A 26,968-nucleotide genomic window follows, 5' to 3' on the forward strand; every position below is an offset into this window, starting at 1 on the left:
ACACGGAGGAAATATTCCGCGGTGAAGTAGTTGACCATTGACTTTTCCGGGCATTCGTTATATGGACACGTGACAGTGGATGACATATGGGCGCGGTATTCTAAACCACGCATTAAAGAACCGCAAGACTTTTCTTGCCCAAAAACATTGAAGGTGGTTTCGGTGACTTTCCACGCCCCGTTAGATCTGACGATCCATGATTCCCAAGGTATGTATGATCCTGGAGCCGAGCACGACGCTTGCGGTGTGGGTATGGTCACCACCCTCAACAAGCGTCCGGAACGCAAGATCGTCGATGACGCCATCGAGGTGCTGGTCAATCTGAACCACCGTGGTGCCGTGGGCGCCGAGGAGAACACGGGTGATGGTGCCGGCATTCTGATGAGCATGCCGGACGAGTTCATGCGTGCCACCGCCGGTGTCGAATTGCCTGAGGAGGGTCATTACGCCGCGGGCATCGCTTTTCTGGACCGTGACATCGCCACGTCCGGCCAGCAGGAGCAGGCCATCTCCGAAATCGTTCGGGAGGAGGGCCTCGATGTGCTCGCATGGCGCGTCGTGCCCACCAATCCGGATGGACTCGGTCTGCAGGCCCTGGCCAGCATGCCGGCGTTCAAGACACTGATTGTGGCCGATCCGGAAGGCAAGCTCGGAGGCATCGAGCTCGATCGCAAGACGTTCCGCATCCGCAAGCGCGTGGAACATGAAGTGGGCATCTACTTCGCGTCCTTGTCCGCACGCACCATCACCTACAAGGGCATGCTTACCACCATGCAGCTCAAGCCCTTCTTCCTTGACCTGTCGGACGAGCGCATGAAGGCGAAGATTGCCATCGTCCATTCCCGTTTCTCCACCAACACGTTCCCAAGCTGGCCGCTGGCCCAGCCTTTCCGTCTGCTGGCCCACAATGGCGAAATCAACACCATCCAAGGCAACCGCAACTGGCTGTCCGCACGTGAAGGCCGTCTGAGCTCCGAACTGCTTGGTGAGTTCAAGCCGTTGTTGCCGATTACCACTCCGGGCTATTCCGATTCCGGAACCTTCGACGAGTGCCTCGAACTGCTGCATCTCGCAGGTCGTTCCATGCCCCATGCCATCTCCATGATGCTGCCGCCGGCATGGGAGAACAACGATCAGCTCGATCCGGACGTCAAGGCGTTCTACGAATACAACAACACATTGATCGAACCGTGGGATGGTCCGGCGCATATTGTCTTCACCGATGGCACTCAGGTCGGCGCACTGCTCGACCGCAACGGCTTCCGTCCGGGACGCTGGCAGGTCACTGATGACGGCTACGTCGTGCTTGCCTCCGAGACCGGCGTGCTGCCGGAGATCGCCGAGGAGCACATCGTCACCAAAGGACGCTTGGAACCGGGCAAGATGTTCCTCGTCGACACCGATGAGGGACGTATCATTCCGGATGAGGAGATCAAGAAGAGTCTGGCGTCCCAGCATCCGTATCGCCAGTGGGTGGAGGGTAACTCCGTGGAGCTCAGCCAGCTGCCCAAACGAGAGCATGTCAATCATTCCGGTCAGTCCGTGCAGCGAAGGCAGCGTGCCTTCGGCTACACCGAAGAGGATTTGAAGCTGCTGCTTACGCCGATGGCCAATACCGGCAAGGAGCCGTTGGGCTCCATGGGCAACGACACGCCTCTTGCGGCGCTTTCGAAGCACAGTCGCATGCTGTTCGACTACTTCACCCAGAAGTTCGCGCAGGTCACCAACCCGCCGCTCGACTGGGAACGCGAGAAGATTGTGACAAGCCTTGAATCCGCCATCGGCCCGGAGCCGAACCTGCTGGCTGATTCTGAGCTGCATGCCAAGAAGATCCTCATTCCGCTGCCGGTGCTCAATTCCGATGAGATGGCGCAGCTCAAGCGTCTCGACCGCGCCAAGATTCTCGGTGGCTACTACAAGCCGTTCATCGTCAAGGGTCTGTATCAGGTTGCCGGAGGCGGCCAGGCATTGAAGGAACGTCTTGACGAGATCTTCCAGGAAATCGATGAGGCGATTGAGAACGGCGCCAACTTCCTGGTGCTTTCCGACCGTGACTCCAACTATGCGTGGGGTCCGATTCCGTCGCTTCTGCTCACCTCCGCGGTGCAGCACCACCTGTTGCGTCGCCATACGCGTACGCAGATCTCTATGGTGGTCGAGGCCGGAGATGTGCGTGAGATCCATCATGTCGCGCTGCTCATCGCCTACGGCGCCGCCGCGGTGAATCCGTATCTGGCTTTCGAGTCAGTCGAGGACCTGTCCCGTAAGGGCTATCTCAAGGTCGATGCGGAAACCGCCGTGAAGAACCTGACCAATGCGCTGTCTACAGGCGTGCTCAAGATCATGGCCAAGATGGGCGTCTCCACCATCATGAGCTATCGTGGCGCCCAGCTGTTCGAAGCCGTCGGCCTCAACAAGGACGTCATCGACGAGTATTTCACCGGCACCACATCCCGTGTGGGCGGCGTCGGTCTCGACGAGCTCGCCGAGGAAGTCGCCAGCCGCCACCGCGTGGCCTATCCGACCCAGTGGACCGCCCGCCCGCATCGCAACCTGCGCACCGGTGGCGACTACAAGTGGCGTCGTACCGGCGAGGACCATCTCAACGATCCCGAGGCCATCTTCCTGCTGCAGCAGTCCACCCAGCGTGGTGACTACAACCTGTTCAAGAAGTATTCGAACCACATCAACGACACGTCCAACCGTCTGATGACGTTGCGCGGCCTGATGAAGTTCAAGCAGACCCGCAAGCCGATTGACATCTCCGAGGTCGAACCGGCCAGCGAAATCGTCAAACGCTTCTCCACCGGCGCCATGAGCTACGGCTCCATTTCGCAGGAGGCGCACGAGACGCTCGCCATCGCCATGAACAAGCTCGGCGCGCGCTCCAACTCCGGTGAGGGCGGCGAATCCGAGGACCGCATCAACGATCCGCTGCGTTACAGCAAGATCAAGCAGATCGCATCCGCGCGCTTCGGCGTGACCAGCGACTATCTGGTTCATGCCACCGACCTGCAGATCAAACTCGCCCAAGGCGCCAAGCCTGGCGAGGGCGGCCATCTGCCGGGAGCCAAGGTTCCGCCGTGGATCGCCAAGGTGCGTCACGCGACGCCGGGTGTCGAACTGATTTCCCCGCCGCCTCACCACGACATCTACTCGATCGAGGATCTGAAGCAGCTGATCAACGATGCGAAGATGGCCAACCCCAAGGCTCGCATCCACGTCAAACTCGTCTCCGAGTTCGGCGTGGGTACCATCGCTGCAGGTGTGGCCAAGTGCCATGCCGACGTGGTGCTGATCTCCGGCTACGACGGCGGCACCGGCGCGGCTCCGCTCAACGCCATCAAGCATGCCGGCACCCCGTGGGAGATCGGTCTGTCCGAAACCCAGCAGACGCTGGTGCTCAACGGTCTGCGCTCCCGCATCACCGTGCAGTGTGACGGCGAGCTCAAGACCGGTCGTGACGTCGTGATCGCGGCGCTGCTCGGCGCCGAGGAATTCGGCTTCGCCACCGCGGCACTGATCGTGGAAGGCTGCGTTATGATGCGCGCCTGCCAGAAGAACACCTGTCCGCAGGGCATCGCCACGCAGGACCCCGAGCTGCGTGCGCGCTTCAAGGGTAAGCCGGAGCATGTGATCAACTTCTTCATGTTCATCGCGGAGGAAGTTCGCGAACTGCTCGCCCAGCTTGGCTTCCACACGCTGGAGGAAGCCGTAGGCCATGTCGAATGCCTTGATCAGGACGACGCCATCAAGCGTTGGAAGTCCGATGGCATCGACCTGAGCAATGTGCTCATGCAGCCGGGCCCGGTTCCGGGAACGATTCTGCACAAGACGATCGAGCAGAACCATGAGCTCGACAAGGCTCTCGACAACAAGCTCATAGAGCTTGCCCAGCCGGCCCTCGACAAGAAGGAACCCGTGCGCATCGAAATGCCGATTCGCAACGTGAACCGTACCCTCGGCACCATGCTCGGCTACGAGATTACCAAGCGGTACGGCGAGGACGGACTGCCGGACGACACCATCGACATGACGTTCCATGGTGCGGGCGGCCAGTCCATCGGCGCCTTCATCCCACGTGGCGAGACCATCCGCGTATATGGCGAGGTCAACGACTACGCGGGCAAGGGACTGTCCGGCGGCCGCATGGTGGTCCGTCCGGAGGACGGCATCACCTTCGACCCGCATACGAACGTGATCGCCGGCAACGTCACCGGTTTTGGCGCCACTTCCGGCCAGATGTTCGTGGCAGGCCGTGCGGGAGAACGTTTCGCCGTGCGCAACGGCGGCGCCACATTCGTGGTGGAGGGAGTGGGCGACCACGGCTGCGAATACATGACCGGAGGCACGGTCGTGATTCTCGGCTCCACCGGACGCAATCTCGGTGCCGGCTTCTCCGGAGGCAACGTCTACGTGCTGGATCTCGACATGAAACAGGTCAACCCGACCGCTGCCACCAATGGTGCATTGCTGTTCGAGCCGTTGGACGCCAAGGAGAACGAGTTGGTGCACGCTCTTGTCAAGCAGCATGCGGAAGAGACGGGCTCCGCTTTTGCGAAGACCCTGCTCGAGGACTGGGACAACAGCGCCAAACGATTCACCCACATCGTTCCGAAGCACTTCCTCGCCATGCAGAAGGCGATGAAGGAAGCCGAAGAGAAGAACATCGATTTCAATACGCCCGGCGTCTGGGAACAGGTGTACGAGCAGGTTATGGAAGGAGCGCGCTGACATGGGAGATCCTCGTGGATTCCTGAAGGTCCGTACCCGTCGCGAACTGGCCGAACGCCCCGTCGAGGAGCGAATCAAGGACTGGTTCGACGTTCACACTGAATCCGGCCTGCAGTCGTGGACCACGGAACAGGCCGCACGATGCATGGACTGCGGTACTCCGTTCTGCATGAACGGCTGCCCACTGGGCAACATCATCCCCGAGTTCAACGATCTGGTTCGTCAGGAGAAGTGGGAGGATGCCTACAACAGGCTGTCCGAGACCAACAACTTCCCGGAAGTCACCGGCCGCATCTGCCCGGCTTTGTGCGAGGCGGCCTGCGTGCTTGGTATCCATCAGCCGGCGACAATGATTCAGAACGACGAGCGCACCATCATTGACCAGGCTTGGAGCCTCGATTACGTCAAGCCGCTGCCACCGCAGCGTCTGACGGACCAGACCGTTGCCGTGGTCGGTTCCGGTCCGTCTGGCCTCGCCTGCGCCCAGCAGCTCACCCGCGCCGGTCATACGGTTGTCGTGTACGAGCGCGATGACGCCATCGGCGGCCTGATGCGCTACGGCATCCCGAACTTCAAACTCGACAAGCGTCTGATTGACCGCCGTGTGGAGCAGATGGAAGCCGAAGGCACCGTGTTCCGCACCGGTGTGGAGATCGGCAAGGACATCTCTTGGGACGATCTGCGTTCCCGTTACGATGCCGTGGTGGTGGCCATCGGCTCCACCGTGCCGCGTGACATGAAGATCCCCGGCCGTGAGCTCAAGGGCATCCACTTTGCCATGGAGTTCCTGCCCGACGCGACCCGTCGTGTGTACGGCGTCAAACCGATTAACGACATCACCGCCGAAGGCAAGCACGTCGTCATCATCGGCGGCGGCGACACCGGTTCCGACTGCCTCGGCACCGCCATCCGTCAAGGTGCGAAGGACGTCACCGTGCTGCAGATCATGCCGCAGGAACCGAAGCAGCGTCCCGACAACCAGCCGTGGCCCACGTTCGCACGCCTGTACAAGGAGACCTCCTCCATGGAGGAAGGCTTCGAAACGCAGCGCGCCGAATACGTGTACAGCACCGATTCGGTGAACTTCGTCGGCTCGGAAGAGGACCAGGCCAAGGTGAAGATCGAGCACTCCACCGCGACTGAAGGCTTCGTTTCCGACGAGAACGGTCATGTCACCGGTCTGAAGGTAGTGAACGTCGCTCCGGGAGAAAACGGTCCGTTTACCCGTCAGGCCGGCACGGAACGTGTGATTCCCGCTGACTTGGTGCTCATCTCCGTGGGCTTCCTGCATCCGGACACCACCACGCTGGTGGACCAGCTGCCAGTCGATCTCGACGGTCGCGGCAACGTGGCCCGCAACGACAAATTCGCCACGTCCCAGGATGGTGTTTTCGCTTGCGGTGACGCCGGCCGTGGACAGAGCCTCGTGGTGTGGGCCATTTCCGAAGGCCGCTCCTGTGCGGCTGCGGTCGACGAATACCTTACCGGTGCCACTGAGCTTCCGGCGCCGATCGTCGCATCCAAGCGTCCGATGATGCTGCCGCGCTGAACAACGGCGTAATCGCAATAAGGGAAGGCAGGCAGCCCGACTCACGAATGGTGAGCCGGGCTGCCTGCCTTTTGCCGAGAATGCGGTAAAGTAATCCCAGCACCATGTAACAAAGGAGTGACCAATGCCAAATCGTGCCGAACGACGTGCCCAGGCCAAGCGCAATCGCCGAGGAGTGCCGCAGCAATATGACCAGACTCAGGGGCGCGCGCGTTCCGGAATGCTGGACGAATACCAGCTGCAGGAGAAGTCCCGTCGTCTGCAGGACGGCACCGATGGACCGTGGAAGCCGAGCGCCAGTACGATCACGGAAAACGAAAGCGTGCTGAACACCAATCCCGATTACAGGAATCCGAAGATGTTCAAGGCCCCGCATTCCATTCGTCAGTGGTTCCGTGTGGCCAGTTGGGTGCTGATTGCCGTCGCGGCCATCGCCTTCCTGGTGATCATGTGGCTTCCGTCGCATCCGATGTGGCTGATTGCCACGGTTTCCATTGTTTTCGCGGTCGGTGTGCTGAGCCTGTTCTTCACGGCCGGTGACTCGAAACACAATCCGAACCTCGACCAGAATGGCACAGCCGTCTGAACCGTCCGGTTTTTTTGGGGGGAGAATCGCTCATGTCGTCGAACATATGAGACGGCATGGGCGATTCTCGCATATTCCGTGGAACAAAGAGGCAGGCAGTGGCATGAAAACGAACGTCAAATTGCAGTCGTTTTCAGAAAATGAAAAAAAGAGATGATGAGGGAATGAAACAATACGGCATTTTCTGAAAAACTGTTTTACAGTAGTACTTGGAATGACTGGCAGACTCGAGGAGGAGAACAGACATGAAAGTAGACATTCTATCCCGCGAATACCCCCCCAAAGTGTACGGAGGCGCTGGAGTGCATGTGGAGGAGCTTTCCAAAGTGCTGGCGGAACGGGTTGATGTGACCGTCCGGGCGTTCGACGGCCCACGCACGCCATCCGATGTTCCCGAGATCCCGGGTGCCGATCCAAAGGGGTCCCTCAAGGTCGTCGGCTATCGCGTGCCGGAGGAAATGCGGGATGCGAACGGCGCTTTGAAGACGTTCAGCGTTGATTTGCAGATGGCCAACGACGTCGATGCCGACATCATCCACGCACACACGTGGTATGCATGCCTTGCTGGATATCTTGCCAAGATGCTGCATGACACACCATTGGTCATTACCGCGCACTCGCTTGAACCCTTCCGTCCTTGGAAACGTGAACAGCTTGGCGGCGGATACAATCTGAGCTCGTGGGCGGAGAAGGACGCCTACGAACATGCCGATCGGGTCATCGCCGTGTCCGCCGGCATGCGCAAGGACATTCTTACGGCCTATCCGGACCTCGACCCGGACAAGGTGGTCGTGGTGCACAACGGCATCACCATGAGCCAGTTCGAGACTCCAGCGGATGACGATCCCGGCTGGCAGGTGTTCGACCGTTATCATATCGACCGTACCAAGCCGACGCTACTGTTCGTCGGCCGTATCACCCGCCAGAAAGGTCTGCCGTACCTGCTTCGGGCGCTGCATTTCGTCGATCCGAACGTCCAGGTCGTATTGTGCGCGGGCGCTCCCGATACGCCGGAGATCATGGAAGAAGTCAAAACCGCCTTTGCCAAACTCGACGAGGAACGTGGCAATATCATCTGGATCGAGGAGATGCTGCCGAAGCCGGAACTTAACGCGCTTGAACATGGATGCGACGCGTTCATCTGCCCGTCCATCTACGAGCCTCTCGGCATTGTGAATCTGGAAGCCATGGCTTGTGGCCTGCCGGTTGTCGCTTCCGCCACCGGTGGTATCCCGGAGGTGGTCGTGGACGATGAGACCGGCTATCTGGTCCCGATAGACCAATTGCATGATGGCACCGGCACACCCACCGATCCGGACAAATTCGTGCATGATATGGCTGATGCCATCAACCGCATCATGTCCGATCCCGAAAAGGCGAAGCGCATGGGACGCGCGGGTTATGAACGTGCGCGCGACCATTTCAGCTGGGAATCCATTGCGGACAAGACGGTCAAGGTCTATGAGGATGTGCTCGCCGAACATAAGCGGGCGGAGAAATAATCCGGGGACGGGAAACCGGCCATAGGGCAAGACCCTGCATGAATGCCTTCTGCCGACGCATTACGCTGGTAGGAGGCATTCATCATATCCAAGCTGTCATTTGGAATCGTGGAGGAACTATGAGCGAACAGGATGTCGCATTGAAACTGTCCGGTGTGGAATTCCGCCGTCGCAGGCGTGTGATTCTCACCAAAGTCAATCTGGAAATCAAAAAAGGCGAGAAATGGGTGTTGTTCGGCCCCAACGGCATCGGCAAATCCACCTTGGTGCAGATGATGAGCACCCGGGGCTTTCCCTCCGAGGGAACGGTGGACATCCTCGGCAACCGTCTCGGCAAGGTGAATGTATTCTCCTATCGCAACCGTATAGGACTGAGCTCCGCGGAACTCGGCCGCGCGTTCCCGCCACAGGAGGATCCTCTCGACGCCATCGTGACGGCTTTGACCGCCACGACCGGCCGCTGGCGTGACACCTACACCGATGAGGATTACGCCAAGGCGCGTTCGCTTATGCGCGAATTCGGCATCGAATATCTGGAAGGCAAGATGATGTTCAAGCTTTCCGAAGGTGAGCGCACGCGCGTGCTCATCTGCCGCGCATTGATGGCCGATCCCGACCTGCTGATTCTTGACGAACCGACCACGGGGCTTGATCTGGGCGGGCGCGAAATCGCGTTGCGCGCATTGAGCCGTGTTGGTGCCGAACAGTCCGACCGTGCCGTGATTCTGGTGACGCACAGGCTTGAGGAGATTCCGCAAGGTTTTGATCATGTGGCCATCATGGGCCGTATCACCGGCAATGAGGCGGACGCTTACGCGGACAATGTGGCCGGGAACGATCCGGCGCCGGGCACCATCGTGTATACAGGTGATCTGGAGCATGGCTTCACTTCCGAACGGTTGAGCCAAGTGTTCGGCTTGGAGTTGAACGTGACTCATGCGAATGGGCGTTGGAATGCGTACGCGGTGTGATGTCCGGATGATGCCGCCGATAAGGTAGCATGTATGTTCGGATTGTCCGGTGACGAACGGTAAGGAGAGATGTCCATGCGTCGAGGCGCGTTGAAGGCCGGTGAAAAGGTACAGTTCACGGATCGAAGGTCCAACAAGATCACCGACCAATTGGTGCCTGGTGGTGTGACGCAGACCTCGCATGGCATCATTCTGCATGATGACGTGATCGGACGGCCGGAAGGTTCGGTCGTGGTGACGGTGAGCGCGAAACGCGAGGCCCAGGTCAACCAAATTCATCCCGAACGTGACGCGAACAAGCCATGGAAGGGCACGCGTGCCATCGGCGGTTGGGAATTCGCCGTGATGCGTCCGCGTCTGGCCGATTATGTGCTGTCCATGCCTCGCGGCGCGCAGATCATGTATCCGAAGGACATCGCGCAGGTCATCCAGCTTGGGGATATCCGTTCCGGAATGAATGTGCTGGAATCCGGTGCCGGATCGGGGGCGATGAGCATCAATCTGCTGGATGCCGTGGGGGAGAAGGGCAGTCTGACCACCATCGAGATGCGTCCGGAATTCGCTCGCGTCGCCGAAGCCAATGCGACGGTGTATTTCGGGGAACGCCCCTCATGGTGGGATTTGAGGACCGGTGATTTCGATTCGGTTGCGGCCGAACTGCCGGAACATTCCTTTGACCGCATCATGTTGGATATGCTTGATCCGTGGAACCGGCTTGAACAGGCGTACCGTGTGATCGCGCCCGGTGGCGTGCTCGTGGCCTATGTCACCACCACGACGCAGCTCAGTCGTATGGCCGAGGCTTTACGTGATGCCGGTTGCTGGACCGAACCGGATATTCAGGAGACTCTGGAACGCGATTGGAAGGCGCAGGGACTGGCGGTGCGTCCCGACCATCAGATGATAGGACATACCGGGTTCCTCATGGTCTCTCGCGCGATGGCTCCGGGGTTCCAAGCGTTGCGCAAACGCGACCGAGCCACGAAGGACACGATTACCGACATCGATTCGATGACGGACGAGGAACGCGCCGAACAGCTTGAGGACCTGCAATTGCGGGACATCTCCGATCGCAAGTTGCGCAAGGTGCTGCGGGATCTCGACGCGCAGGTCGAAGCCATAGGTGAGTAGGATTCCCGCGTTTCCTGCCATGTTCCGCAGGAATATCTGCGACAATGGAACACGGATATTGAAACGCGGCGATGGATTCTGATCGGAGCGGACCATCATGGGAACAAGTCTGAAAAAGGTTGCCAAAAAAGCCAAGGGATACAAGTATGTGCTGCTGGTGATGCGCCATGCCAAAACCGAACCATTCGGAGGCGATGGCAATGATTCGGGCCGTGAGCTCACCGACAAAGGGCGCAAGCAGGCCAAGGCCGTGGCGAAAGGTCTGGATGCGATGAAGATGGTGCCGGACCGAATCGCATGTTCCAGCGCCACCCGTGCGCGTCAGACCTGCGATAGACTGCTGAAGGTCTTCGGCGACGAACCGAAGGTCGATTATCGACAGAACCTGTATGAGGGCGGAGTGCAATCCGTGTTCGACGAGCTTGCCCAAACCAAGGACAAGCATCATAGATTGTTGGTGCTTGGCCATGAGCCGACCGTGTCGATCGCCTGCCAGTGGCTGGCGAGTGCGGAATCCGACCCGACGCTGCTCGACATGCTGAACCTGGGTATGTCTCCTGCATCGATCGCCGTGTTCGGCTCCAACGAGCCGTTCGGCAAATGGCAGCTGCATAGTGGCGAGCTGATCGCCCTGCTTACGGCCAAGGATTTCGAATAATATTCGTGTCTGGGCGAAGCCGGCAACGCTGTGACGCGGACCGGCGTATTACGATTCCCGGTGATCTCGCCGCGTGCTCCCATCATGGGACGAAATCGGATCATTCGTCGTACTTCACATGGAACGTACGCTCTCCTTGCGATACGGGGATATTCGTGACGTCCACATGCGATACGCGGCTCCATTCCGGTCCTTCGCAAAGTTTTTCGTACATGGCGAACAGTGCCTGCTGGGACCCCTGCGCCTCCACCTGCACGCTACCGTCGCGCAGGTTGCGCACCCAGCCTGTCACATTCAGCTTGTGTGCCGCAAGAGCGGTGAAATAACGAAATCCCACGCCCTGCACCCTTCCCGATACGGTGGCGCGCATACGCAACAGCTTGCTTTGCGAAGCCACCCATGCCTCCAATTCCTCTGTATTCCTCTTGCTGGCATGCCGGTCGTTCTGCGTCATTGCGTCCTCCACCATCGAAGCCCCCTTACATGATGTTTTCCCTGGTCATCAGGCCACGTTATCATGGATTCGGGTATTTTGGGGTGTTGATATAAGGCCGCCTTATAACGACACTCAAATTTTCCTAATGCCTTATGGCAAGTGGTTTTGTGATAGCTTGAGCGGGTTGCATTGTTCATTTCAGATGGAGGATTCATGTCCGCTCTCACTTCCGTCTCCGGTTTTCCGCGCATCGGCCAGAACCGTGAGCTGAAGAAGATTATCGAAGCGTATTGGAAGGGCAACGCCGCCCTTGAAGAGGTGCGTGCCACCGCCAAGGAGCTCCGAGCCAAGCATTGGAAACTGCAGAAGAATGCGGGCATCGACCTGATTCCGAGCAACGATTTCAGCTATTACGATCAGATGCTTGACACCGCCATCCTGCTGAACGTGATTCCGCAGCGCTACCAGCGTCTCGCCTTCGACAACCCTGAGGAGACCCTGTTCGCGATGGGCCGCGGCTATCAGGGCGACAAGGGCGATGTGACCGCCCTACCGATGAAGAAGTGGTTCACCACCAACTACCACTACCTGGTTCCCGAGATCGACGAGGCCACCGAGATCAAGCTGGGCAGCACCAAGCCGTTCGACGAATTCAACGAGGCCAAGGAGCTGGGCATCCTCACCAAGCCGGTGCTCATCGGCCCGTACACCTTCCTCAAGCTTGCCCGCAACCCGCAAGCCGAAGAGCTCGAATACGACAAGGGTCTCGTCAACGCCGTCGCATCCGTGTACGCCGAAATCGTCTCCAAGTTCGCGCAGCTGGGCGCCGAATGGATTCAGATCGATGAGCCGTATCTGGTGCTCGACAAGGAGCCGGGTGACATCGAACTATTCAAGAGCCTGTATGCCAAGATCCTGCCGGCACGCAACGGCAAGGTCAAAGTGCTGCTCAACACCTACTTCGGCCACATCGCCGACATCTACGAGACCGTCAATCTGCTCGGTTTCGACGGCATCGGACTCGACCTCAACGAGGGTCGTGAGGAGAACCTCGCCGCCGTCAAGCAATATGGCGTCGCCGAGAACACCACCATCTTCGCCGGCGTGATCAACGGCCGTAACATCTGGCGCAACAACTATGCTGTGAGCCTCGGCCTGATCGACGCGCTCAGGCAGGTCACCGGGAGCGTCGCCGTCTCCACCGCCAGCTCCCTGCTGCACGTGCCGTTCAGCACCGAGGGCGAGACCGGTCTCGCCGACGATGTGCGCAAGCACTTTGCCTTCGCCGTCGAGAAGCTCGGCGAGTTGCACGAAGTGGCTGTGCTTGCCGACGCCACCGATGACGAGAAGAAGGCTTCCACCGAACTTGCCGCCAACCAGGCGCTGTTCGACGGTACCCGCGTCGCTCCCGATCCGGCTGTAGCCGCCCGTCTCGCCGCACTGACTCCTGACGACTTCGTTCGTCAACCGGCCCGCACTGAGCGCCAGAAGGAGCAGCGTGAGGCGCTTGGCCTGCCGCTGCTGCCGACCACCACTATCGGCTCCTTCCCCCAGACCAGGGAGATTCGCGCCGAGCGTGCCAAGCTGCGCAAGGGCGAGATCGGCAAGGCCGAATACGACGAATTCATGAAGGCTCAGATTGACGCCTGCATCAAGCATCAGGAGGAGATCGGCCTCGACGTGCTCGTCCACGGCGAATTCGAACGCAACGACATGGTCGAGTATTTCGGCCAGAACCTCAACGGCTTCCTGTTCACCAAGAACGCTTGGGTGCAGTCCTATGGCACCCGTTGCGTGAAGCCTCCGATCGTGTGGGGCGATGTGTCCCGCGCCAATCCGATCACCGTGGAGTGGAGCGCCTACGCGCAGTCCCGCACCGACCATGTAATGAAGGGCATGCTCACCGGCCCGGTGACCATCCTCAATTGGTCCTGGCCGCGTGAGGACATCACCCACGAGCAGCAGACCCAGCAGCTCGCCCTCGCCATCCGCGACGAAGTGCTCGACCTGGAGAAGGCCGGCATCAAGGTCATCCAGATCGACGAGGCCGCACTGCGCGAGAAGCTGCCGCTGAGGAAGACCGATTGGCACAAGAAGTACCTTGACTGGGCCATCCCAGCCTTCCGCCTGGTGCATTCCGCGGTCAAACCGACCACGCAGATCCACACCCACATGTGCTACTCGGAGTTCAACGACATCATCAAGGACATCGATGCGATGGACGCCGACGTGATCTCCTTCGAAGCCTCCCGCGGCGATCTGGTGGTACTTGACGCCATCCATGACGCCAACTTCGAGACCGAGGCGGGCCCGGGTGTCTACGACATCCATTCCCCGCGCATCCCCTCCGAACAGGAGATCGAGGACCGTATCTACGAGATCCTGAAGAAGATGGACGTGGAAAAGGTCTGGATCAACCCGGATTGCGGTCTGAAGACCCGTGGCAACGCGGAGACCTGGCCGAGCCTGGAGCATTTGGTGGCCGCGGCCAAGGCCGTGCGCGCCAAGCTCTCCAAGTAACATCCGTAAAGGCAGACAAGGCAAGGATTTCCAAGGAATCACATGCATTCGCCAATGTTCTCGCTGGAGGTGTTCCCTCCCAAGCGCACCAGTCCCGTAGGAACCATCTACGACACGTTGGATGGTCTGCAGGGACTGGATCCCGATTTCATCTCCGTCACCTACGGCACGGGCAAATCATCCGATCGCACACTGACCGCGCGCATCGCGCACACGGTGGGTGAGTACGGCATTCCCTGCGTCGCCCACCTGACCGCGCAGTATCTCGACAGAGACGACGTGGACGAAGCGCTCGACCTGTTCGACCAGGCCGGCGTTTCCGGCGTGCTCGCCCTGCGTGGAGACCGTGTCGAAGGTGCCGAACCGGCGGGAGTGTTCGACCATGCGAGCGATTTGGCCGCCTACATCCGGCAGAAAAGGCCGAATCTCAAGATCTATGGCGCCTGCTATCCGGAAAAGCATCCTCAGGCGGCGACGCTTGACGAGGACATTGACAATCTCAAAAAGAAGGTCGACGCCGGTGTGACGCATCTGATTTCGCAGCTTTTCTACGATAATGAGGATTTCCTGCGATTCGTGGACAAGGTGCGCGCCGCCGGCATCGATGTGCCGATTGAAGCGGGCATCATGCCGGTGATGAACGCGAAATCGGTGCTGCGCATGTCGAAGATGTGTCAATCGCGTGTGCCGGAGAAACTTTCCGTCCTGCTCGACAAGTGGGGTGGGAATATCGCTTTGCTGAAGGAAGTCGGCATCACGTATGCGTCCGAACAGATCTGCGATCTGGTGGCACGCGGTGTTGATGGCGTGCATCTGTACACGATGAACCATCCTTGCGTCAGCCGACGCATCTGGTCCAACGTCAAACCATTCTTCGTCTGATTCCAGGCGATGCAACAAAACGATAAAGGGATGGCCCGGTCACGCCGAGGTCATCCCTTTGTCATATTCAACGGCATAGGCAGTTATCATGGGAACCATGGGTTCTACGCAAAAGTTTGGGGTGCTCGATCTGATTCGGGCTGGATTGCAGGATTTGGACATGGCACGCGAATTGCTTGACGAGCTGCGTGCCGACGGCATCGACGACGACCGGCTGCATCTGCTGATGGAGACATTGGAAAAGACCTGCGATCCCGACGTCGCGTTGCGCAATCTCGTGGACATCATCAAGGCCCTGCAAAGCCAGGGACGCGATTTCCGGCAGGTCATCACCGACGATGAAGGACTTGTCCGGCTGGTCACCGTGCTCGGCGTGTCCGACGAAATGGGCAAACTCATGCGGTTCCGCCCCGAACTCGTCATGGCCGCAGCCAGCGACTCATGCGAAAGCCACCTGTACAACCACACCCAGCGACGCGCGCACGTGCTCGAAGCGGTCGGCGCCGACCCCGCCGACAACCGCATGCCAAAAGCTTCGAAAACCCTTGCGGAGGCGGCGACCGCCTTGCGGCAGACCTATAGGAAACAGCTCGCCGCCATCATGGCGCAGGACGCCACCGCGGAAGACCCCATCCAAATCCAGCCGAGAATCAGTCAGGAATTGTCCGACCTTGCCGACGCGGCTTTGGAGGGAGCGCTTGCCATCGCCCGCAATGAGGTGGACGGCAGCGAACACGTGCGCTTCGCCATCATCGGCATGGGCAAACTTGGTGCGAGGGAACTCAACTACGTGTCCGACGTTGACCTGATTTACGTGGTGGAGCCCGCCGATAAGGACACCAACGGCATGATGCTCAACCGCATCGGTACGAAAATGGCCACGACCCTGCAACGCGTATGCCAATCCGTCATCATGGGAGTCGCCGAACCCACCCTCTGGCAGATTGATGGGGGATTGCGCCCCGAAGGCAAGGACGGTCCTCTCGTACGCAAGCTCGAATCGCATAAGGCATATTACGAGCAATGGGCGGAGAACTGGGAATTCCAAGCCCTGCTCAAGGCACGTCCCGTCGCTGGAGACCCCGATCTTGGGCAAGCCTATATGGATATGACCCGACCGTTCGTATGGACCGCATCCAAACGAGACAACTTCGTCTACGATTGCCAAAAGATGCGTAAGCGTGTCGAAGACCTCATCCCGGCACCGTTGAAGGACCGTGAGATCAAACTCGGCCGAGGAGGTCTGCGCGACGTGGAATTCACCGTGCAGATGCTCCAGCTCGTCCACGGCCGTGCCGACGAGTCGCTGCGCACCAGCTCCACCTTGGAATCATTGAGGCGTCTCGCCGAAGGCGGATACGTCTCGCGCAGGCAGGCCAAAAAACTCTCCTGGGATTACCGGTTCGAACGTGTCATGGAACACCGCCAGCAGATGTGGGCGCTGAAACGCACCCACCTGTTCCCGGACCTCGGCAAAGCCAGCATCGGCGGCATGGAACGCAAACGCGACACCAACGACGACGAGCTCAACCACAACCTCGAGCTTCGTCGACTCGCGCGTGCCTTCCGCATGCATCCCGAGGAACTCGTGGACAAATATGACGAAACCCGACGTGAGGTTCGTCGCCTGCACATGGACATCTACTATCGGCCCATGCTGCCCATCAGCGCCGGACTTGATGACGAGCAGGTGGAACTGTCCGCCAGCGCCATGCAGGAACGCTTCGCATCCATCGGATTCGACGACCCTGACGCCGCCATGCGCCATGTCACAGCGCTGACCGCCGGCATCTCGCGAGCCGCGAAGATCAACCGCATCCTGCTGCCCGCCGCTCTCCAATGGCTCGGCGAAGGACAGAATCCCGACATGGGACTGCTCAACTGGCGCAAGCTCGAAGAGCATTTCGGCACGGAAAGCGAATATCTAGGATTCCTGCGCGACTCGCCGTCGGCCGCGCAACGACTCTGCCACGTATTGTCCAATTCCCGTTTCCTAGGCGACGCGCTCAACAAATCCGTCGAATCCGTCACATGGCTCGGCGATGACGACGATCTGCAACCGCGCTCCCGTGAAAGCCTCGACGTGCAGACCCACGCGTCGCTCGAACGCAATGCGGACAACATCAACGACTTCGCCAATTCCATCCGAGCCATGAGACGTCACGAAATCGAGCGTATCGGACTGGGATGGATGAGCGGCGTCATCGATGACAAGGCGTCGCTCGCAGGTATGACCGACGTATACGACGCGGCCATCGACGCGTCACTCACCTGGGCCATCCGCCATCGCACGAAAGACATGGGACTGGCCGAGTCTCCTGCCGCGATCGCGATCATCGCCATGGGGCGTTACGGCGGAGGCGAAGTGAACTTCAGCTCCGACGCGGACGTCATCATCATCTACCGTCCCACGGATGGGGCCGACGACGCCCAAGCCAACCTTTTCGCAAGGAAAGCGCAGGAGGACCTCCGCGCCATCCTGCAAGGACCGACCACTCTCGAACCCAAAATCGAACTCGATATGGATTTGCGTCCCGAAGGCAAGAACGGTCCACTCGTACGTTCCTACGCATCCTGCGAGGAGTACTACCGCTCCTGGGCCAGCACCTGGGAACACCAGGCGCTGCTGCGTGCACGATACGCGGCGGGCGATGCGGCGCTCGCCGAAGACTTCCTTATGAACATCGCCGACCCATTGCGTTATCCCAAGACAGATTTGACGGAGCTTCAAATCGCGGAGATCCGCAAACTCAAGGCGCGCATGGAAGCCGAACGGCTGCCGCGCGGCGTGCGCAGGGACCGGCATCTGAAGCTCGGAAAAGGCGGGCTGTCCGATGTCGAATGGACGGTCCAGCTGTTGCAATTGCGGCATGCCGGAGACAATGCGAACCTGCGGGTCAATGGAACGTTGCAGGCGCTGGATGAATTGGAACACCGCAGGCTGATCAGCGCCGGCGATGCCGTTGTTCTGCGCAAGGCATGGCGCATGTGCACGGCGGCGCGCAATGGCAACTATCTGTGGAGTGGGCGCGTCAGTCAGGCGGACATCCTTCCCGACGACACGTATTCGTTGGGTGGAATCGCCGTTTATCTCGGTTACGATGCGAATCGTGGACAGCATTTCGAGAATGACCTGCTCGCCGTGATGCGCAAAAGCCGCGATGTGATGGAGAGGCTTTTCTACGACCGTTCATGACGGACGGCATATCGCCGTGCAGGACAGATTCGGTACGCCCGATTCCCCTCCGGCCGGTTCAGCGGACGTACATCGACAGCACGATTGCGACCAGCGCTACGAGGACCGCTGCGCCGAGAGCAAGGGCTTTGCTTCCGTGCTTGTGCGTACCGAACACCGTTATCAGCGAGATGACGGCGAACACGATGGACACGTCCACGAAAATGGAGCAGAAGAACTTCGCCAGCACGGGTCTGCCGAACGCCAGCGGGATGGAGATCACTGCGAACACGATGGCCGCGATCGCGCTTTTGGAAATGGGCTTCTTCATTGAATCATTCGTATTGCTCATATCCGTATGTTCCTACCTCGGTCTGACATTGCCATTGTTTATAGAACTATAGATAGCATGGTCTCATGCTTCCTCCATTTGTGCCGACCGGCCGATGCCTGTCTTCGCATATGGGAGTCTGATACGTTCCTCCATGCTGGTTTTCGATTTGACGCAAAGATATGAACACGCGGTGAATGATGGGAGTCAGCGTTTCAGGCTATAGTTGGCTAGGTCACTTCGAGTGGCCACCTTCAACCACAAGTTGCATGAAAGGTGAGCCGTTGTCCTCAGTACTCGAACCGGCGATTGAAACGCCGATGGTCGGAAAAAGCGTCATCACGCTTGATGATCTTTCCATTCGTCAAATCCAGGAACTGCTCCGTAAAGCGCAGTACATCGATTCCCATCGTAAGGAAGTGGCGCACACCTGCGAAGGCAGGGTGCTCGCCACTTTGTTTTATGAGCCGAGCACGCGCACGCGTCTGAGCTTCGAAACCGCCATGCTGCGACTTGGCGGCAAGGTGATTGGCTTCGCCGGTGCTCAGCTTGCGTCCGTCACCAAGGGTGAGACCATCGCCGATACACTGAAGACAGTCTCCAACTATGTGGACGTCGTTGCCATCCGCCACCCGAAGGAGGGCGCGGCGCTCGTCGCCTCCCGTGCCGCATCCGTGCCGGTCATCAACGCCGGCGATGGCGGGCACATGCATCCGACGCAGACCTTGGCCGATCTGGCCACCCTGCAGTCCCGCTTCGGTCGCGTCACCAACCTGACTGTCGGCCTGTGCGGCGACCTCACCTTCGGCCGCACCGTGCACTCCCTGATTGAAACGCTGTGCCGCTTCGGCAATGTGAACTTCGTGCTGATCAGCCCGGACGAGCTCAAGACCCCGCAGTACGTGCTCGATCGCATCAACGCCACCGACTCCTGCTCCTATACCGAGGTCAAGGATCTCGTTTCCGTCATCGGAGACCTCGACGTGCTGTATATGACCCGCGTGCAGAAGGAACGCTTCTTCAACGAGGACGATTACCTGCGTCTGCGCGACACCTACATTCTCGATGAGGCGAAGATGGCGTATGCCAAGAAGGACATGGCAGTGCTGCATCCGTTGCCGCGTGTCAACGAGATCGCGGTGGAAGTGGATGACGACCCGCGCGCCGCCTATTTCGAACAGGTCAAGAACGGCATGCTCATGCGCATGGCGCTGGAAAGCTCGGTGGTCGGCGACGAACTGCCGGGATACGAACCGTCGGAAGCCAAGGAGGTACAGGCCTGATGGAGGTCACCAGCATTCAGAACGGCATCATCATCGATCACGTGCCGGCCGGCACCGCGCTCAAGGTGCTCGAATATTTGAAGATCGATCCGTCCAAAACCAAGCTCGCGCTGATCATGAACACCGACAGCCATATGTACGGCACCAAGGACATCATCAAAATCGAGGACGAGACCGAGTCCATCGACCTTGACGTGCTGGGGCTCGTGGCCCGCACTGCCACCGTTGGCATCGTACGCGGCGGCAAGATCGTCGAGAAGAAGAAGCCGACCCTGCCCGAGCATGTGGTGAACATCATCAAATGCGTGAATCCGCGTTGCGTGACCACCACCGAACCTGCGGTGCAGATGTTCCATCTGGTGCATTCCGATCGTCAGGAATACCGCTGTGACTACTGCGACGAGGAAGCGAAGTTCTGACCCATGTCCCTCACCCTTCACGACATCAAGGTCTGGAACACCGGAGAGATCATCGACCTGGTCATTCCCTCCGATACGAACGAATCCGTGGATGCCTCGGCGATGACCATCGCTCCCGGATTCGAGGATCCGCATGTTCATTTCCGCGATCCCGGGCAGACGTACAAGGAGTCCATGGTCTCCGGCTGCGCGGCCGCCGCATCCGGAGGATACACGAACGTGCTCATCATGCCGAACACCGTTCCCGCGATGGATGGCATGAAGGTGGAGTCCGGTCAGCCGGGCGCGTCCGAAGTGCTTGATGCCGGATATGACACCGTCATTGATTATTTGCAGCATTACGAGGCTGCACATGATGTCAAATTGCCGGTCCGCTATGACCTGTGCGTGTGCGCGTCGAAGGGGCGTGCCGGCAGAGAGGCCACCGATGTGGCCGACTGGATCGGATATCTGCCGGGACATGATGACGACCACAAGGACGCCTACCAACTGGCGCATCCTGTGACCGCCGTCAGCGATGACGGCGCGGCCGTGACATCGGACATTCTCAAACAGGTGTTCGAGAATGTCAAGGAATCGGGCTTGTATCTCATCGAACACTGCGAGCATCATGACACCGGCGCGGTCAACGAAGGACCGGTATCGCGCGAACTCGGCGTTCCCGGCATCCCGGAGGACACGGAGCTCAAAATCGTCGAACGCGACATCGAGATGGCCCGCGAGACCGGTGTGCACGTGCATTTCCAGCATGTCAGCACTGCGATCTCCTTCGAAGCGATCCGCAAGGCCAAAGCCGATGGGCTTCCAATCACCTGCGAGACGGCACCACACTATATCGCATTGAACGACGAGGCGTTGCTCAAATACGGCACATTGGCGAAGATGAATCCGCCGCTGCGCTCCGAAGCTGACAGGCAGGCCACCATCGCAGCCATCGCCGATGGCACGGTGGATCTACTGGCCACCGATCACGCGCCGCACACCATGGAGGAGAAGGAGCTTGGTTTCCTCGCTGCTCCCAATGGCATCATCGGATTGGAATGCGCATACGGTGTGTGCCATAAAGTGCTTGTTGACGGGGGATTCATCTCCGATGAGCGGCTCATCGAGCTGATGTCCACTGGTCCGGCCGCGCTCATGGGCCACGACAAGACCGACATCACCGTCGTACTCGACGAATACGCCGATGCCGTGCCCGGAGACGATGCCACCAAACGTGTGCTCGACCTGGGCCGTGTTCCTGAAAGCGAACGAGTGGATCTGGTGGTGCTGGATACCGATGAGGAATGGACGGTCGACCCGGAACAGTTCCACTCCTCGGCACGCAACACCCCATTCGGCGGTTGGCAGGTCACCGGCCGGCCGCTCGCCACCGTCATCGGCTCGCAACTGGCATTCAGCCGTATCAACAAGGAGGACTGATGGACCGTCTCATCGAAGCCATCGAAGCCAAGCAGAACCCAAGCGTCGTAGGTCTCGACCCCACCGAAGCCTTGGTGCCGGAACAGATCGTGGCAAGCTTCGCGGAGGAGATTGGCGAACAGGTCGAGGATCCGACGGAGGCGCCGGCCACCCAGCTTTCCGTCGCTTTCTTCGAATTCAACCGCGCCATCATCGACGCCGTGGCTGACATCGTACCGGCGGTCAAACCACAGATTGCCATGTACGAGGCGCTCGGTCCCGCCGGCATCGACGCCTACGCCATGACCTGCGAGTACGCCAAACAACAGGGACTGTACGTGCTCGGAGACGTCAAGCGCGGTGACATCGGCTCCACCGCCGCTGCCTACGCCCACCACCTGAGCGGAGTCGGAACGGGGGAGGACGCTTTCGATCCGTGGCATGAGGATGCGGTCACTGTGAACCCCTATCTCGGCACCGACGGCATCTCGCCGTTCGTCGAGGCCGCCACTTCGGCCGATAAGGATATTTTCGTGCTGGTGCGCACCTCCAATCCATCCAGCAGCGAACTTCAGGAGCTTGAACTCGCCTCCGGCGAACATGTATATGAACATGTCGCCGATTTGGTCGAAGGCTGGGGTGCCGAAACCGTCGGCAAGAGCGGATATTCGCGTGTCGGCGCCGTGGTCGGCGCCACACATCCCGAGGAAGGCAGGACTCTGCGCGCACGCATGCCACATACGTTCTTCCTGGTGCCGGGCTACGGCGCGCAGGGAGGCACTGCGCAAGGCGTGGCCGGCATGTTCGACAAGGACGGCATGGGAGCGCTCGTCAATTCGTCACGCGGAATCATCGGCGCGTGGAGGAAATCCGGGAAATACGACGAATCCATGAGCGCGGACGACGCGCTGGACCTAGTCGCCGAATCGGCACGTGAGGCGGCGAAGAACATGCGTGACGATTTGCGTGCCGTATTGCCGTAAGCTGTGGAAAATCAATCCCAAGTAACATGTCCCATCACACGAAGCATAAAGAGAGGAAGCCATGACCGCCGCAGCAACGTTCATGCCGACCGTCACGGAGGCAAGGGAGGCTGGATTCTTCCCCAGCCGACATACGGTCGAAATCGTCGATAACCATAAATTGGCCGACGGTGTGTACCGTCTGACGTTCCGTGACGAATACATCGCCGGGCACGCCAAGCCGGCGCAGTTCGTAGACGTGTATTCCAACGATCCGACCCGACTCATGCCCCGCCCGTTCGGCGTGGCCGAGGTCGAAGGCGACGAGGTGAGTCTTATATTCGCCGTCGTGGGCAAAGGCACCGCCGAGTTCGCCGAGCTGAGCGCGGGAGACGCAATCCGCGTGATGGGGCCCCTTGGCAACAGTTTCGACACCAAGCGGACGGCGAATTACGTACTGGTGGCCGGCGGCCTCGGCGTGCCGCCGTTGGTGCGTGCCGCGCAGCATATCGCAGGCCTGGAGCACGCTACAAGCACTGCGGTGTTCGGTTATCGCAATGTGCGTTTTGGCGATGAGTATGTTGGCCGATACGCGGACAAGGTGTACAGCATCGACGAATCCGAAGGCAACGTCATCACGTTGCTCGATCGTATCGAAAACGAACTGACGACGGGGGAGAGGAAGCCAGTCATCCTTTCATGTGGTCCGTTGCCGATGATGAAGGCCGTTGCGGCATGGGCGGCGAAACGCGGCATCGAGGCTCAGCTGAGCCTCGAACAGCGTATGGGCTGTGGTTACGGCACTTGCGTGCTCTGCACCGTCGACACGGCCGAAGGGCGGCTGAAGGTCTGTTCCGACGGACCGGTATTCACCCGTGAACAACTGGGATGGGGGGAGTGAGCATGAACGTGGAGCAACCGCAGCATGCGAACCTGTACGAACAGCACGAATGGAAGCATCCCACACAGGTGGCGGGTGTTCCATGGAAGAATCCGGTGGCCACGGCTTCCGGCACATTCCAATACGCGGCGGTGCGCTGGTTCTACGATGTGAGCCAGTTGGGGGCTGTCACCACCAAAGGTGTCTCTCCGGTGCCGTGGGAAGGCAACCCCGGCGTGCGTACCGCGGAAGGTCCGTCCAGCAACATCAACGCCGTCGGGTTGCAGAATCCGGGCGTCGACCATTATTTGGAGGACGACCTGCCCAAGCTCAAAGCCATCAACGCGACGGTCATAGCCAACGTCGCAGGCCATTGCGACGACGACTACGCCGAAGTGGTGGCCAAACTCAACGATTCGCCGGCCGATATGCTGGAAATCAACGTGAGCTGCCCGAACGTGTCCGCCGGTGGCATGAGCGTCGGCACTGATCCGGTGGCATTGTCCAGGCTCATCACCCGGCTGCGCAAGATCACCGATAAGAAGATGATCGTCAAGCTCACGCCGAACGTTACCGACATCACCGTGCCGGCGCGCGCCGCCGTGGAAAGCGGTGCCGATGCGTTGAGCCTGATCAACACGCTGCTTGGAATGCGCATCAATATCCGCACTGGCGAGCCGATTATCACGCACGTCACCGGTGGTGTTTCCGGCCCTGCCGTGCTGCCCGTCGGCCTTGCCGCGGTGTGGCGTGTGCGTGCCGCATTGCCGACCATACCGATCATCGGCATCGGCGGCATCGACTCCGGTGAGACGGCCCTCGAATATCTGTATGCCGGAGCCAATGCCATTGAAGTCGGTGCGGCGGCGTTGTTCGAACCGACCGCACCGCTGCGTGTGGCCCGCGAGCTTGATGACCTGCTCGACGAGCGTCCCGAGCTTGCCGACAAGCTCGCAAAAGGGGAGACCTGGCGCTGATTCGGCCGCCGGCACGGCGAATAATCATCCATCGCGGCCATAGGTCGCAGTCAACCGTCGAAAAGTCGAAAAAAGGATAACCAACAAATGACCGCTTCGCTCGATCATCGTTTCACCGAATTCCTACTGGAGGCGCAGGCGCTGAAATTCGGCGAATTCACCTTGAAATCCGGCCGCCAATCGCCGTATTTCATCAACGCCGGCGCATTCAACGACGGACGCAAGATTGCTCATCTTGGCTCGTTCTACGCCGAGAAGATCATCGCGGAAATCGAAGCCGGCAACCTGCCGAAGGATATCGACACCGTGTTCGGTCCGGCCTACAAGGGTATTCCTCTGGGTGTATCCACAGCCATCGCATTGACCAATGCCCACGGCATGGAAGTCGGCTACACCTTCGACCGCAAGGAGAAGAAGGACCATGGAGACGGCGGCATGATGGTCGGCACCCAGCTCAGGGATGGCATGAAGGTACTGCTCGTCGACGATGTGATGACCGCCGGAACCGCCGTGCGTGAGGTCATTCCGAAACTCAAGGCCGAGGCCGACGTCGAAGTCGTCGGACTGGTGCTGAGCGTGGATCGTATGGAAAAGACCAAGGACTCCGATACGTCCGCGGTGAAGGCCGTCGAATCCGAATTCGGTTTCCCTGTGTTCGCCATCGCCAACGTAAGGGAGATCTTCGAAGCAGGTCAGCATATCCGGACGGCGGACGGCGCTCCATACGTCACTCCTGAGATCAAGGCGGCCGCCGACGCGTATCTGGCACGATACGGCGCCTGATGACAGTCCAAGGTTGTCGTAAGAGACAGCTGTAACAAGAAAGTCCCGCACCATCCGTGAGTTGGTGCGGGACTTTCTTGTTACCTTCAGGGTCTGAGCCTGACAGACCTGCCAACGGTCAATCTAATCGATGAGGTTATAGCCGTGGCTTGAAACCACCGACTTCAGCTTTTCCAAATATGTTTCTGCGGCCTTCGAAAGCTTGGCGCGTTCGTTGGTAATCCAACCGACCAGCATCGTCTCATCGGTATCAAGCGGCACGGTGACGATTTTCTCGTTATTAAGGTCGCCGTTATCGATACCGGTGCAAACCGTGTAGCCGTTCAAGCCGATGATGAAGTTCAGAATGGTGGCACGGTCGGTCACGTTGATCTGCTTGGGGGAATACTCCGGCCAGACGGCCTCCTCCGCGAAGAAGAAGCTCCCTTCCTCACCCTGCTCGTATTGGATGAAGGGGAACGGTTTCAGGTCGTCCATGGTGACCTTCTTCTTGCCGGCAAGCGGATTGTTGCGCGAGATGAACACGTGCAACGGCGCCCGGAACAGCGGATGGAACTCAAGGTGCTTCTCCCGCAGCATCTTGCCGATCACATCCTTGTTGAAATCGGACAGATAGATGATGCCTATCTCCGAAAGCATGTTCGCCACCTGGTTGATGATGTCCTTGGTGCGGGTCTCACGGATGGTGAACTCGTATTCGTCGGACTTGATGGAGTTGATCATCTCCACAAAAGCCTCCACGGCGAACATGTAATGCTGAGTCGACACGGAGCACAGCTGTTTGCGTGGCTTCGCGTTCTTGTAACGTTCCTCGAGCAGCGAGGCCTGGTCGAGGACCTGACGCGCATAGGTGAGGAACTCCGCACCGTCCACGGTCAAGGCGATGCCTTGCGAGGAGCGGGTGAAGATCTCGATGCCAAGCTCATTCTCAAGCTCCTTCACCGAGGAACTCAGCGCGGGCTGGGAGACGTACAGTTCGTGCGAGGCTTCGTTCATGGAGCCGCATTCGACGATTTTGACGATGTATTTCAGCTGAAGGAGGGTCATAACTACTACTTATACCAGCGTCGCTTTACGAAACGGCGATTTATAGGATTCCTTTTTGCATAATGGACATGCGATTGCGTGTCATTCCGTCCTACACGCGCACGCCCAAGGATTCGAGATTCTCACGTGCCTGTTCCGCGTCCATAAAGCGGAAGGCATGCATTCCAACCACCTGCGCACCCGCAACGTTCTTCGCCGTGTCATCCAGGAACACGCTGTGCTCCGGCTGCAGGCCGAAACGGGACATCGCCAGTTCGTAGATGTCGGCGTTGGGTTTGTGCATCTTCTCCACTCCGGAAACGACGGTGCCGTCCAACAGCTCGGCAAGCTGCGGGAACTTGTCGAATGCGAAATGGAATGTCTCATGCGACCAATTCGTCAATCCCCATACGCCGTAGCCGGCTGACTTCAGATCGCGCAGCAGCCGCTCCATTCCAGGCAGCATGCGCGGCAGCGCATCATCGTAATGGGCGATGTAGTAACGGAAGATGTCGGCGATTTGCTCGCCCTGCTCCCGCACCACATCGGGCCAGATCGAATCGAAATCCTCACCGGCGTCCATACGGTCCTCATATCTGAAGAAACCGCACGGGTCGTCGTCCGCGCAAATGCGGTCGACAAGTCCTTCATCGAATTTGCCTTCAAGACATGCGCGCGTCCGCCAATCCAGCAGCACTCCGCAGAAATCGAAGACGACGTCGGTGATCGATGATGTTGCGGTAACCATCGGAATCCTTTCCG

At 59.3% G+C, this 26,968-nt stretch carries 21 protein-coding genes; 17 read left to right on the forward strand and 4 right to left on the reverse strand.

Features of this window, described 5'->3' with window-relative positions; translation table 11 throughout:
* Positions 1 to 162 precede the first annotated feature (162 nt).
* The 7 genes from gltB to AC1ATL_RS06375 all read left to right on the forward strand — a co-directional run bounded on the left by gltB (position 163) and on the right by AC1ATL_RS06375 (position 11,131).
* The gene (gltB, locus tag AC1ATL_RS06345; RefSeq protein ID WP_476569406.1) at positions 163 to 4,734 is read left to right on the forward strand and encodes a glutamate synthase large subunit; all 4,572 of its coding nucleotides are present in this window, start codon (positions 163 to 165) and stop codon (positions 4,732 to 4,734) included.
* A gap of 1 nt (position 4,735) precedes the next feature.
* Complete coding sequence (locus AC1ATL_RS06350) at positions 4,736 to 6,283, forward strand: glutamate synthase subunit beta (protein ID WP_476569408.1); 1,548 nt, start codon at positions 4,736 to 4,738, stop codon at positions 6,281 to 6,283.
* Positions 6,284 to 6,407: 124 nt separating this feature from the next.
* Positions 6,408 to 6,869 (forward strand): tripartite tricarboxylate transporter TctB family protein, encoded by a 462-nt coding sequence (locus AC1ATL_RS06355; RefSeq protein WP_476569410.1) that lies wholly within the window; start codon positions 6,408 to 6,410, stop codon positions 6,867 to 6,869.
* Positions 6,870 to 7,114: 245 nt separating this feature from the next.
* Positions 7,115 to 8,371 (forward strand): glycogen synthase, encoded by a 1,257-nt coding sequence (glgA, locus tag AC1ATL_RS06360; RefSeq protein WP_476569412.1) that lies wholly within the window; start codon positions 7,115 to 7,117, stop codon positions 8,369 to 8,371.
* Between the two features lie 119 nt (positions 8,372 to 8,490).
* The gene (locus tag AC1ATL_RS06365) at positions 8,491 to 9,342 is read left to right on the forward strand and encodes an ABC transporter ATP-binding protein (RefSeq protein ID WP_476569414.1); all 852 of its coding nucleotides are present in this window, start codon (positions 8,491 to 8,493) and stop codon (positions 9,340 to 9,342) included.
* Positions 9,343 to 9,411: 69 nt separating this feature from the next.
* Positions 9,412 to 10,473, forward strand: a complete 1,062-nt coding sequence (locus AC1ATL_RS06370) for a tRNA (adenine-N1)-methyltransferase (RefSeq protein ID WP_476569416.1) — start codon at positions 9,412 to 9,414, stop codon at positions 10,471 to 10,473.
* Between the two features lie 97 nt (positions 10,474 to 10,570).
* Complete coding sequence (locus AC1ATL_RS06375) at positions 10,571 to 11,131, forward strand: SixA phosphatase family protein (RefSeq protein WP_476569418.1); 561 nt, start codon at positions 10,571 to 10,573, stop codon at positions 11,129 to 11,131.
* Between the two features lie 100 nt (positions 11,132 to 11,231).
* Here AC1ATL_RS06375 and AC1ATL_RS06380 read toward each other — a convergent pair whose 3' ends face one another.
* Positions 11,232 to 11,600, reverse strand: a complete 369-nt coding sequence (locus tag AC1ATL_RS06380; RefSeq protein ID WP_476569420.1) for an acylphosphatase — start codon at positions 11,598 to 11,600, stop codon at positions 11,232 to 11,234.
* Positions 11,601 to 11,780: 180 nt separating this feature from the next.
* Here AC1ATL_RS06380 and metE point away from each other — a divergent pair, with 180 nt between their 5' ends.
* The 3 genes from metE (at position 11,781) to AC1ATL_RS06395 (ending at position 18,165) form a co-directional block, all read left to right on the forward strand.
* Positions 11,781 to 14,087: a 5-methyltetrahydropteroyltriglutamate--homocysteine S-methyltransferase gene (gene metE, locus AC1ATL_RS06385; protein WP_476569422.1), complete on the forward strand. Its 2,307-nt coding sequence runs from the start codon at positions 11,781 to 11,783 to the stop codon at positions 14,085 to 14,087.
* 42 nt (positions 14,088 to 14,129) lie between these two features.
* Complete coding sequence (gene metF / locus AC1ATL_RS06390) at positions 14,130 to 14,969, forward strand: methylenetetrahydrofolate reductase [NAD(P)H] (protein ID WP_476569424.1); 840 nt, start codon at positions 14,130 to 14,132, stop codon at positions 14,967 to 14,969.
* 97 nt (positions 14,970 to 15,066) lie between these two features.
* Positions 15,067 to 18,165: a bifunctional [glutamine synthetase] adenylyltransferase/[glutamine synthetase]-adenylyl-L-tyrosine phosphorylase gene (locus AC1ATL_RS06395; protein WP_476569426.1), complete on the forward strand. Its 3,099-nt coding sequence runs from the start codon at positions 15,067 to 15,069 to the stop codon at positions 18,163 to 18,165.
* A 58-nt stretch (positions 18,166 to 18,223) separates the two neighbouring features.
* Here AC1ATL_RS06395 and AC1ATL_RS06400 read toward each other — a convergent pair whose 3' ends face one another.
* Positions 18,224 to 18,496 (reverse strand): hypothetical protein, encoded by a 273-nt coding sequence (locus tag AC1ATL_RS06400; RefSeq protein WP_432624665.1) that lies wholly within the window; start codon positions 18,494 to 18,496, stop codon positions 18,224 to 18,226.
* 299 nt (positions 18,497 to 18,795) lie between these two features.
* On the opposite strand from AC1ATL_RS06400, the gene pyrB reads away from it, so the two are divergent.
* The 7 genes from pyrB to pyrE all read left to right on the forward strand — a co-directional run bounded on the left by pyrB (position 18,796) and on the right by pyrE (position 25,180).
* Positions 18,796 to 19,758: an aspartate carbamoyltransferase gene (pyrB, locus tag AC1ATL_RS06405; RefSeq protein ID WP_432624666.1), complete on the forward strand. Its 963-nt coding sequence runs from the start codon at positions 18,796 to 18,798 to the stop codon at positions 19,756 to 19,758.
* On the forward strand, positions 19,758 to 20,177 hold the full coding sequence (locus AC1ATL_RS06410) for an aspartate carbamoyltransferase regulatory subunit (protein WP_003809368.1): 420 nt from the start codon (positions 19,758 to 19,760) through the stop codon (positions 20,175 to 20,177). The genes pyrB and AC1ATL_RS06410 overlap by 1 nt, the downstream gene beginning before the upstream one ends.
* Positions 20,178 to 20,180: 3 nt before the next feature.
* Positions 20,181 to 21,599: a dihydroorotase gene (locus AC1ATL_RS06415; protein ID WP_476569429.1), complete on the forward strand. Its 1,419-nt coding sequence runs from the start codon at positions 20,181 to 20,183 to the stop codon at positions 21,597 to 21,599.
* Complete coding sequence (pyrF, locus tag AC1ATL_RS06420) at positions 21,599 to 22,561, forward strand: orotidine-5'-phosphate decarboxylase (protein ID WP_476569431.1); 963 nt, start codon at positions 21,599 to 21,601, stop codon at positions 22,559 to 22,561. The genes AC1ATL_RS06415 and pyrF overlap by 1 nt, the downstream gene beginning before the upstream one ends.
* Positions 22,562 to 22,622: 61 nt before the next feature.
* A complete protein-coding gene (locus AC1ATL_RS06425; RefSeq protein ID WP_476569433.1) occupies positions 22,623 to 23,441 on the forward strand; it encodes a dihydroorotate dehydrogenase electron transfer subunit in 819 nt (272 codons plus the stop codon).
* Positions 23,429 to 24,397 carry a dihydroorotate dehydrogenase gene (locus AC1ATL_RS06430; protein WP_432622583.1) on the forward strand — a complete coding sequence of 323 codons (969 nt, stop codon included), beginning with the start codon at positions 23,429 to 23,431 and terminating at the stop codon, positions 24,395 to 24,397. The genes AC1ATL_RS06425 and AC1ATL_RS06430 overlap by 13 nt, the downstream gene beginning before the upstream one ends.
* A gap of 87 nt (positions 24,398 to 24,484) precedes the next feature.
* Positions 24,485 to 25,180, forward strand: a complete 696-nt coding sequence (pyrE, locus tag AC1ATL_RS06435) for an orotate phosphoribosyltransferase (protein WP_476569435.1) — start codon at positions 24,485 to 24,487, stop codon at positions 25,178 to 25,180.
* Positions 25,181 to 25,303: 123 nt separating this feature from the next.
* Here the strand turns inward: pyrE and AC1ATL_RS06440 are convergent, their stop codons facing one another.
* Entirely contained in the window at positions 25,304 to 26,227 is a 924-nt protein-coding gene (locus tag AC1ATL_RS06440) for a LysR family transcriptional regulator (protein WP_281775129.1), read from the reverse strand.
* Positions 26,228 to 26,318: 91 nt separating this feature from the next.
* Complete coding sequence (locus AC1ATL_RS06445; protein WP_476569437.1) at positions 26,319 to 26,954, reverse strand: HAD family hydrolase; 636 nt, start codon at positions 26,952 to 26,954, stop codon at positions 26,319 to 26,321.
* Between the last annotated feature and the right edge of the window lie 14 nt (positions 26,955 to 26,968).

The organism is Bifidobacterium sp. LH_743 (assembly GCF_056355775.1).

Excerpts from the sequence above, each read along its gene's own strand:
- glgA (WP_476569412.1), top strand. The coding sequence starts at position 7,115 with ATGAAAGTAGACATTCTATCCCGCGAATACCCCCCCAAAGTGTACGGA.
- pyrE (WP_476569435.1), top strand. The coding sequence starts at position 24,485 with ATGACCGCTTCGCTCGATCATCGTTTCACCGAATTCCTACTGGAGGCG.
- AC1ATL_RS06425 (WP_476569433.1), top strand. The coding sequence starts at position 22,623 with ATGACCGCCGCAGCAACGTTCATGCCGACCGTCACGGAGGCAAGGGAG.
- pyrB (WP_432624666.1), top strand. The coding sequence starts at position 18,796 with ATGGTCGGAAAAAGCGTCATCACGCTTGATGATCTTTCCATTCGTCAA.
- metF (WP_476569424.1), top strand. The coding sequence starts at position 14,130 with ATGCATTCGCCAATGTTCTCGCTGGAGGTGTTCCCTCCCAAGCGCACC.
- AC1ATL_RS06400 (WP_432624665.1), bottom strand. The coding sequence starts at position 18,496 with ATGAGCAATACGAATGATTCAATGAAGAAGCCCATTTCCAAAAGCGCG.
- AC1ATL_RS06410 (WP_003809368.1), top strand. The coding sequence starts at position 19,758 with ATGGAGGTCACCAGCATTCAGAACGGCATCATCATCGATCACGTGCCG.
- metE (WP_476569422.1), top strand. The coding sequence starts at position 11,781 with ATGTCCGCTCTCACTTCCGTCTCCGGTTTTCCGCGCATCGGCCAGAAC.
- AC1ATL_RS06365 (WP_476569414.1), top strand. The coding sequence starts at position 8,491 with ATGAGCGAACAGGATGTCGCATTGAAACTGTCCGGTGTGGAATTCCGC.
- AC1ATL_RS06430 (WP_432622583.1), top strand. The coding sequence starts at position 23,429 with ATGGGGGGAGTGAGCATGAACGTGGAGCAACCGCAGCATGCGAACCTG.
- AC1ATL_RS06375 (WP_476569418.1), top strand. The coding sequence starts at position 10,571 with ATGGGAACAAGTCTGAAAAAGGTTGCCAAAAAAGCCAAGGGATACAAG.
- AC1ATL_RS06415 (WP_476569429.1), top strand. The coding sequence starts at position 20,181 with ATGTCCCTCACCCTTCACGACATCAAGGTCTGGAACACCGGAGAGATC.
- AC1ATL_RS06350 (WP_476569408.1), top strand. The coding sequence starts at position 4,736 with ATGGGAGATCCTCGTGGATTCCTGAAGGTCCGTACCCGTCGCGAACTG.
- AC1ATL_RS06440 (WP_281775129.1), bottom strand. The coding sequence starts at position 26,227 with ATGACCCTCCTTCAGCTGAAATACATCGTCAAAATCGTCGAATGCGGC.
- pyrF (WP_476569431.1), top strand. The coding sequence starts at position 21,599 with ATGGACCGTCTCATCGAAGCCATCGAAGCCAAGCAGAACCCAAGCGTC.
- AC1ATL_RS06380 (WP_476569420.1), bottom strand. The coding sequence starts at position 11,600 with ATGGTGGAGGACGCAATGACGCAGAACGACCGGCATGCCAGCAAGAGG.
- AC1ATL_RS06370 (WP_476569416.1), top strand. The coding sequence starts at position 9,412 with ATGTCCATGCGTCGAGGCGCGTTGAAGGCCGGTGAAAAGGTACAGTTC.
- AC1ATL_RS06355 (WP_476569410.1), top strand. The coding sequence starts at position 6,408 with ATGCCAAATCGTGCCGAACGACGTGCCCAGGCCAAGCGCAATCGCCGA.
- AC1ATL_RS06395 (WP_476569426.1), top strand. The coding sequence starts at position 15,067 with ATGGGTTCTACGCAAAAGTTTGGGGTGCTCGATCTGATTCGGGCTGGA.
- AC1ATL_RS06445 (WP_476569437.1), bottom strand. The coding sequence starts at position 26,954 with ATGGTTACCGCAACATCATCGATCACCGACGTCGTCTTCGATTTCTGC.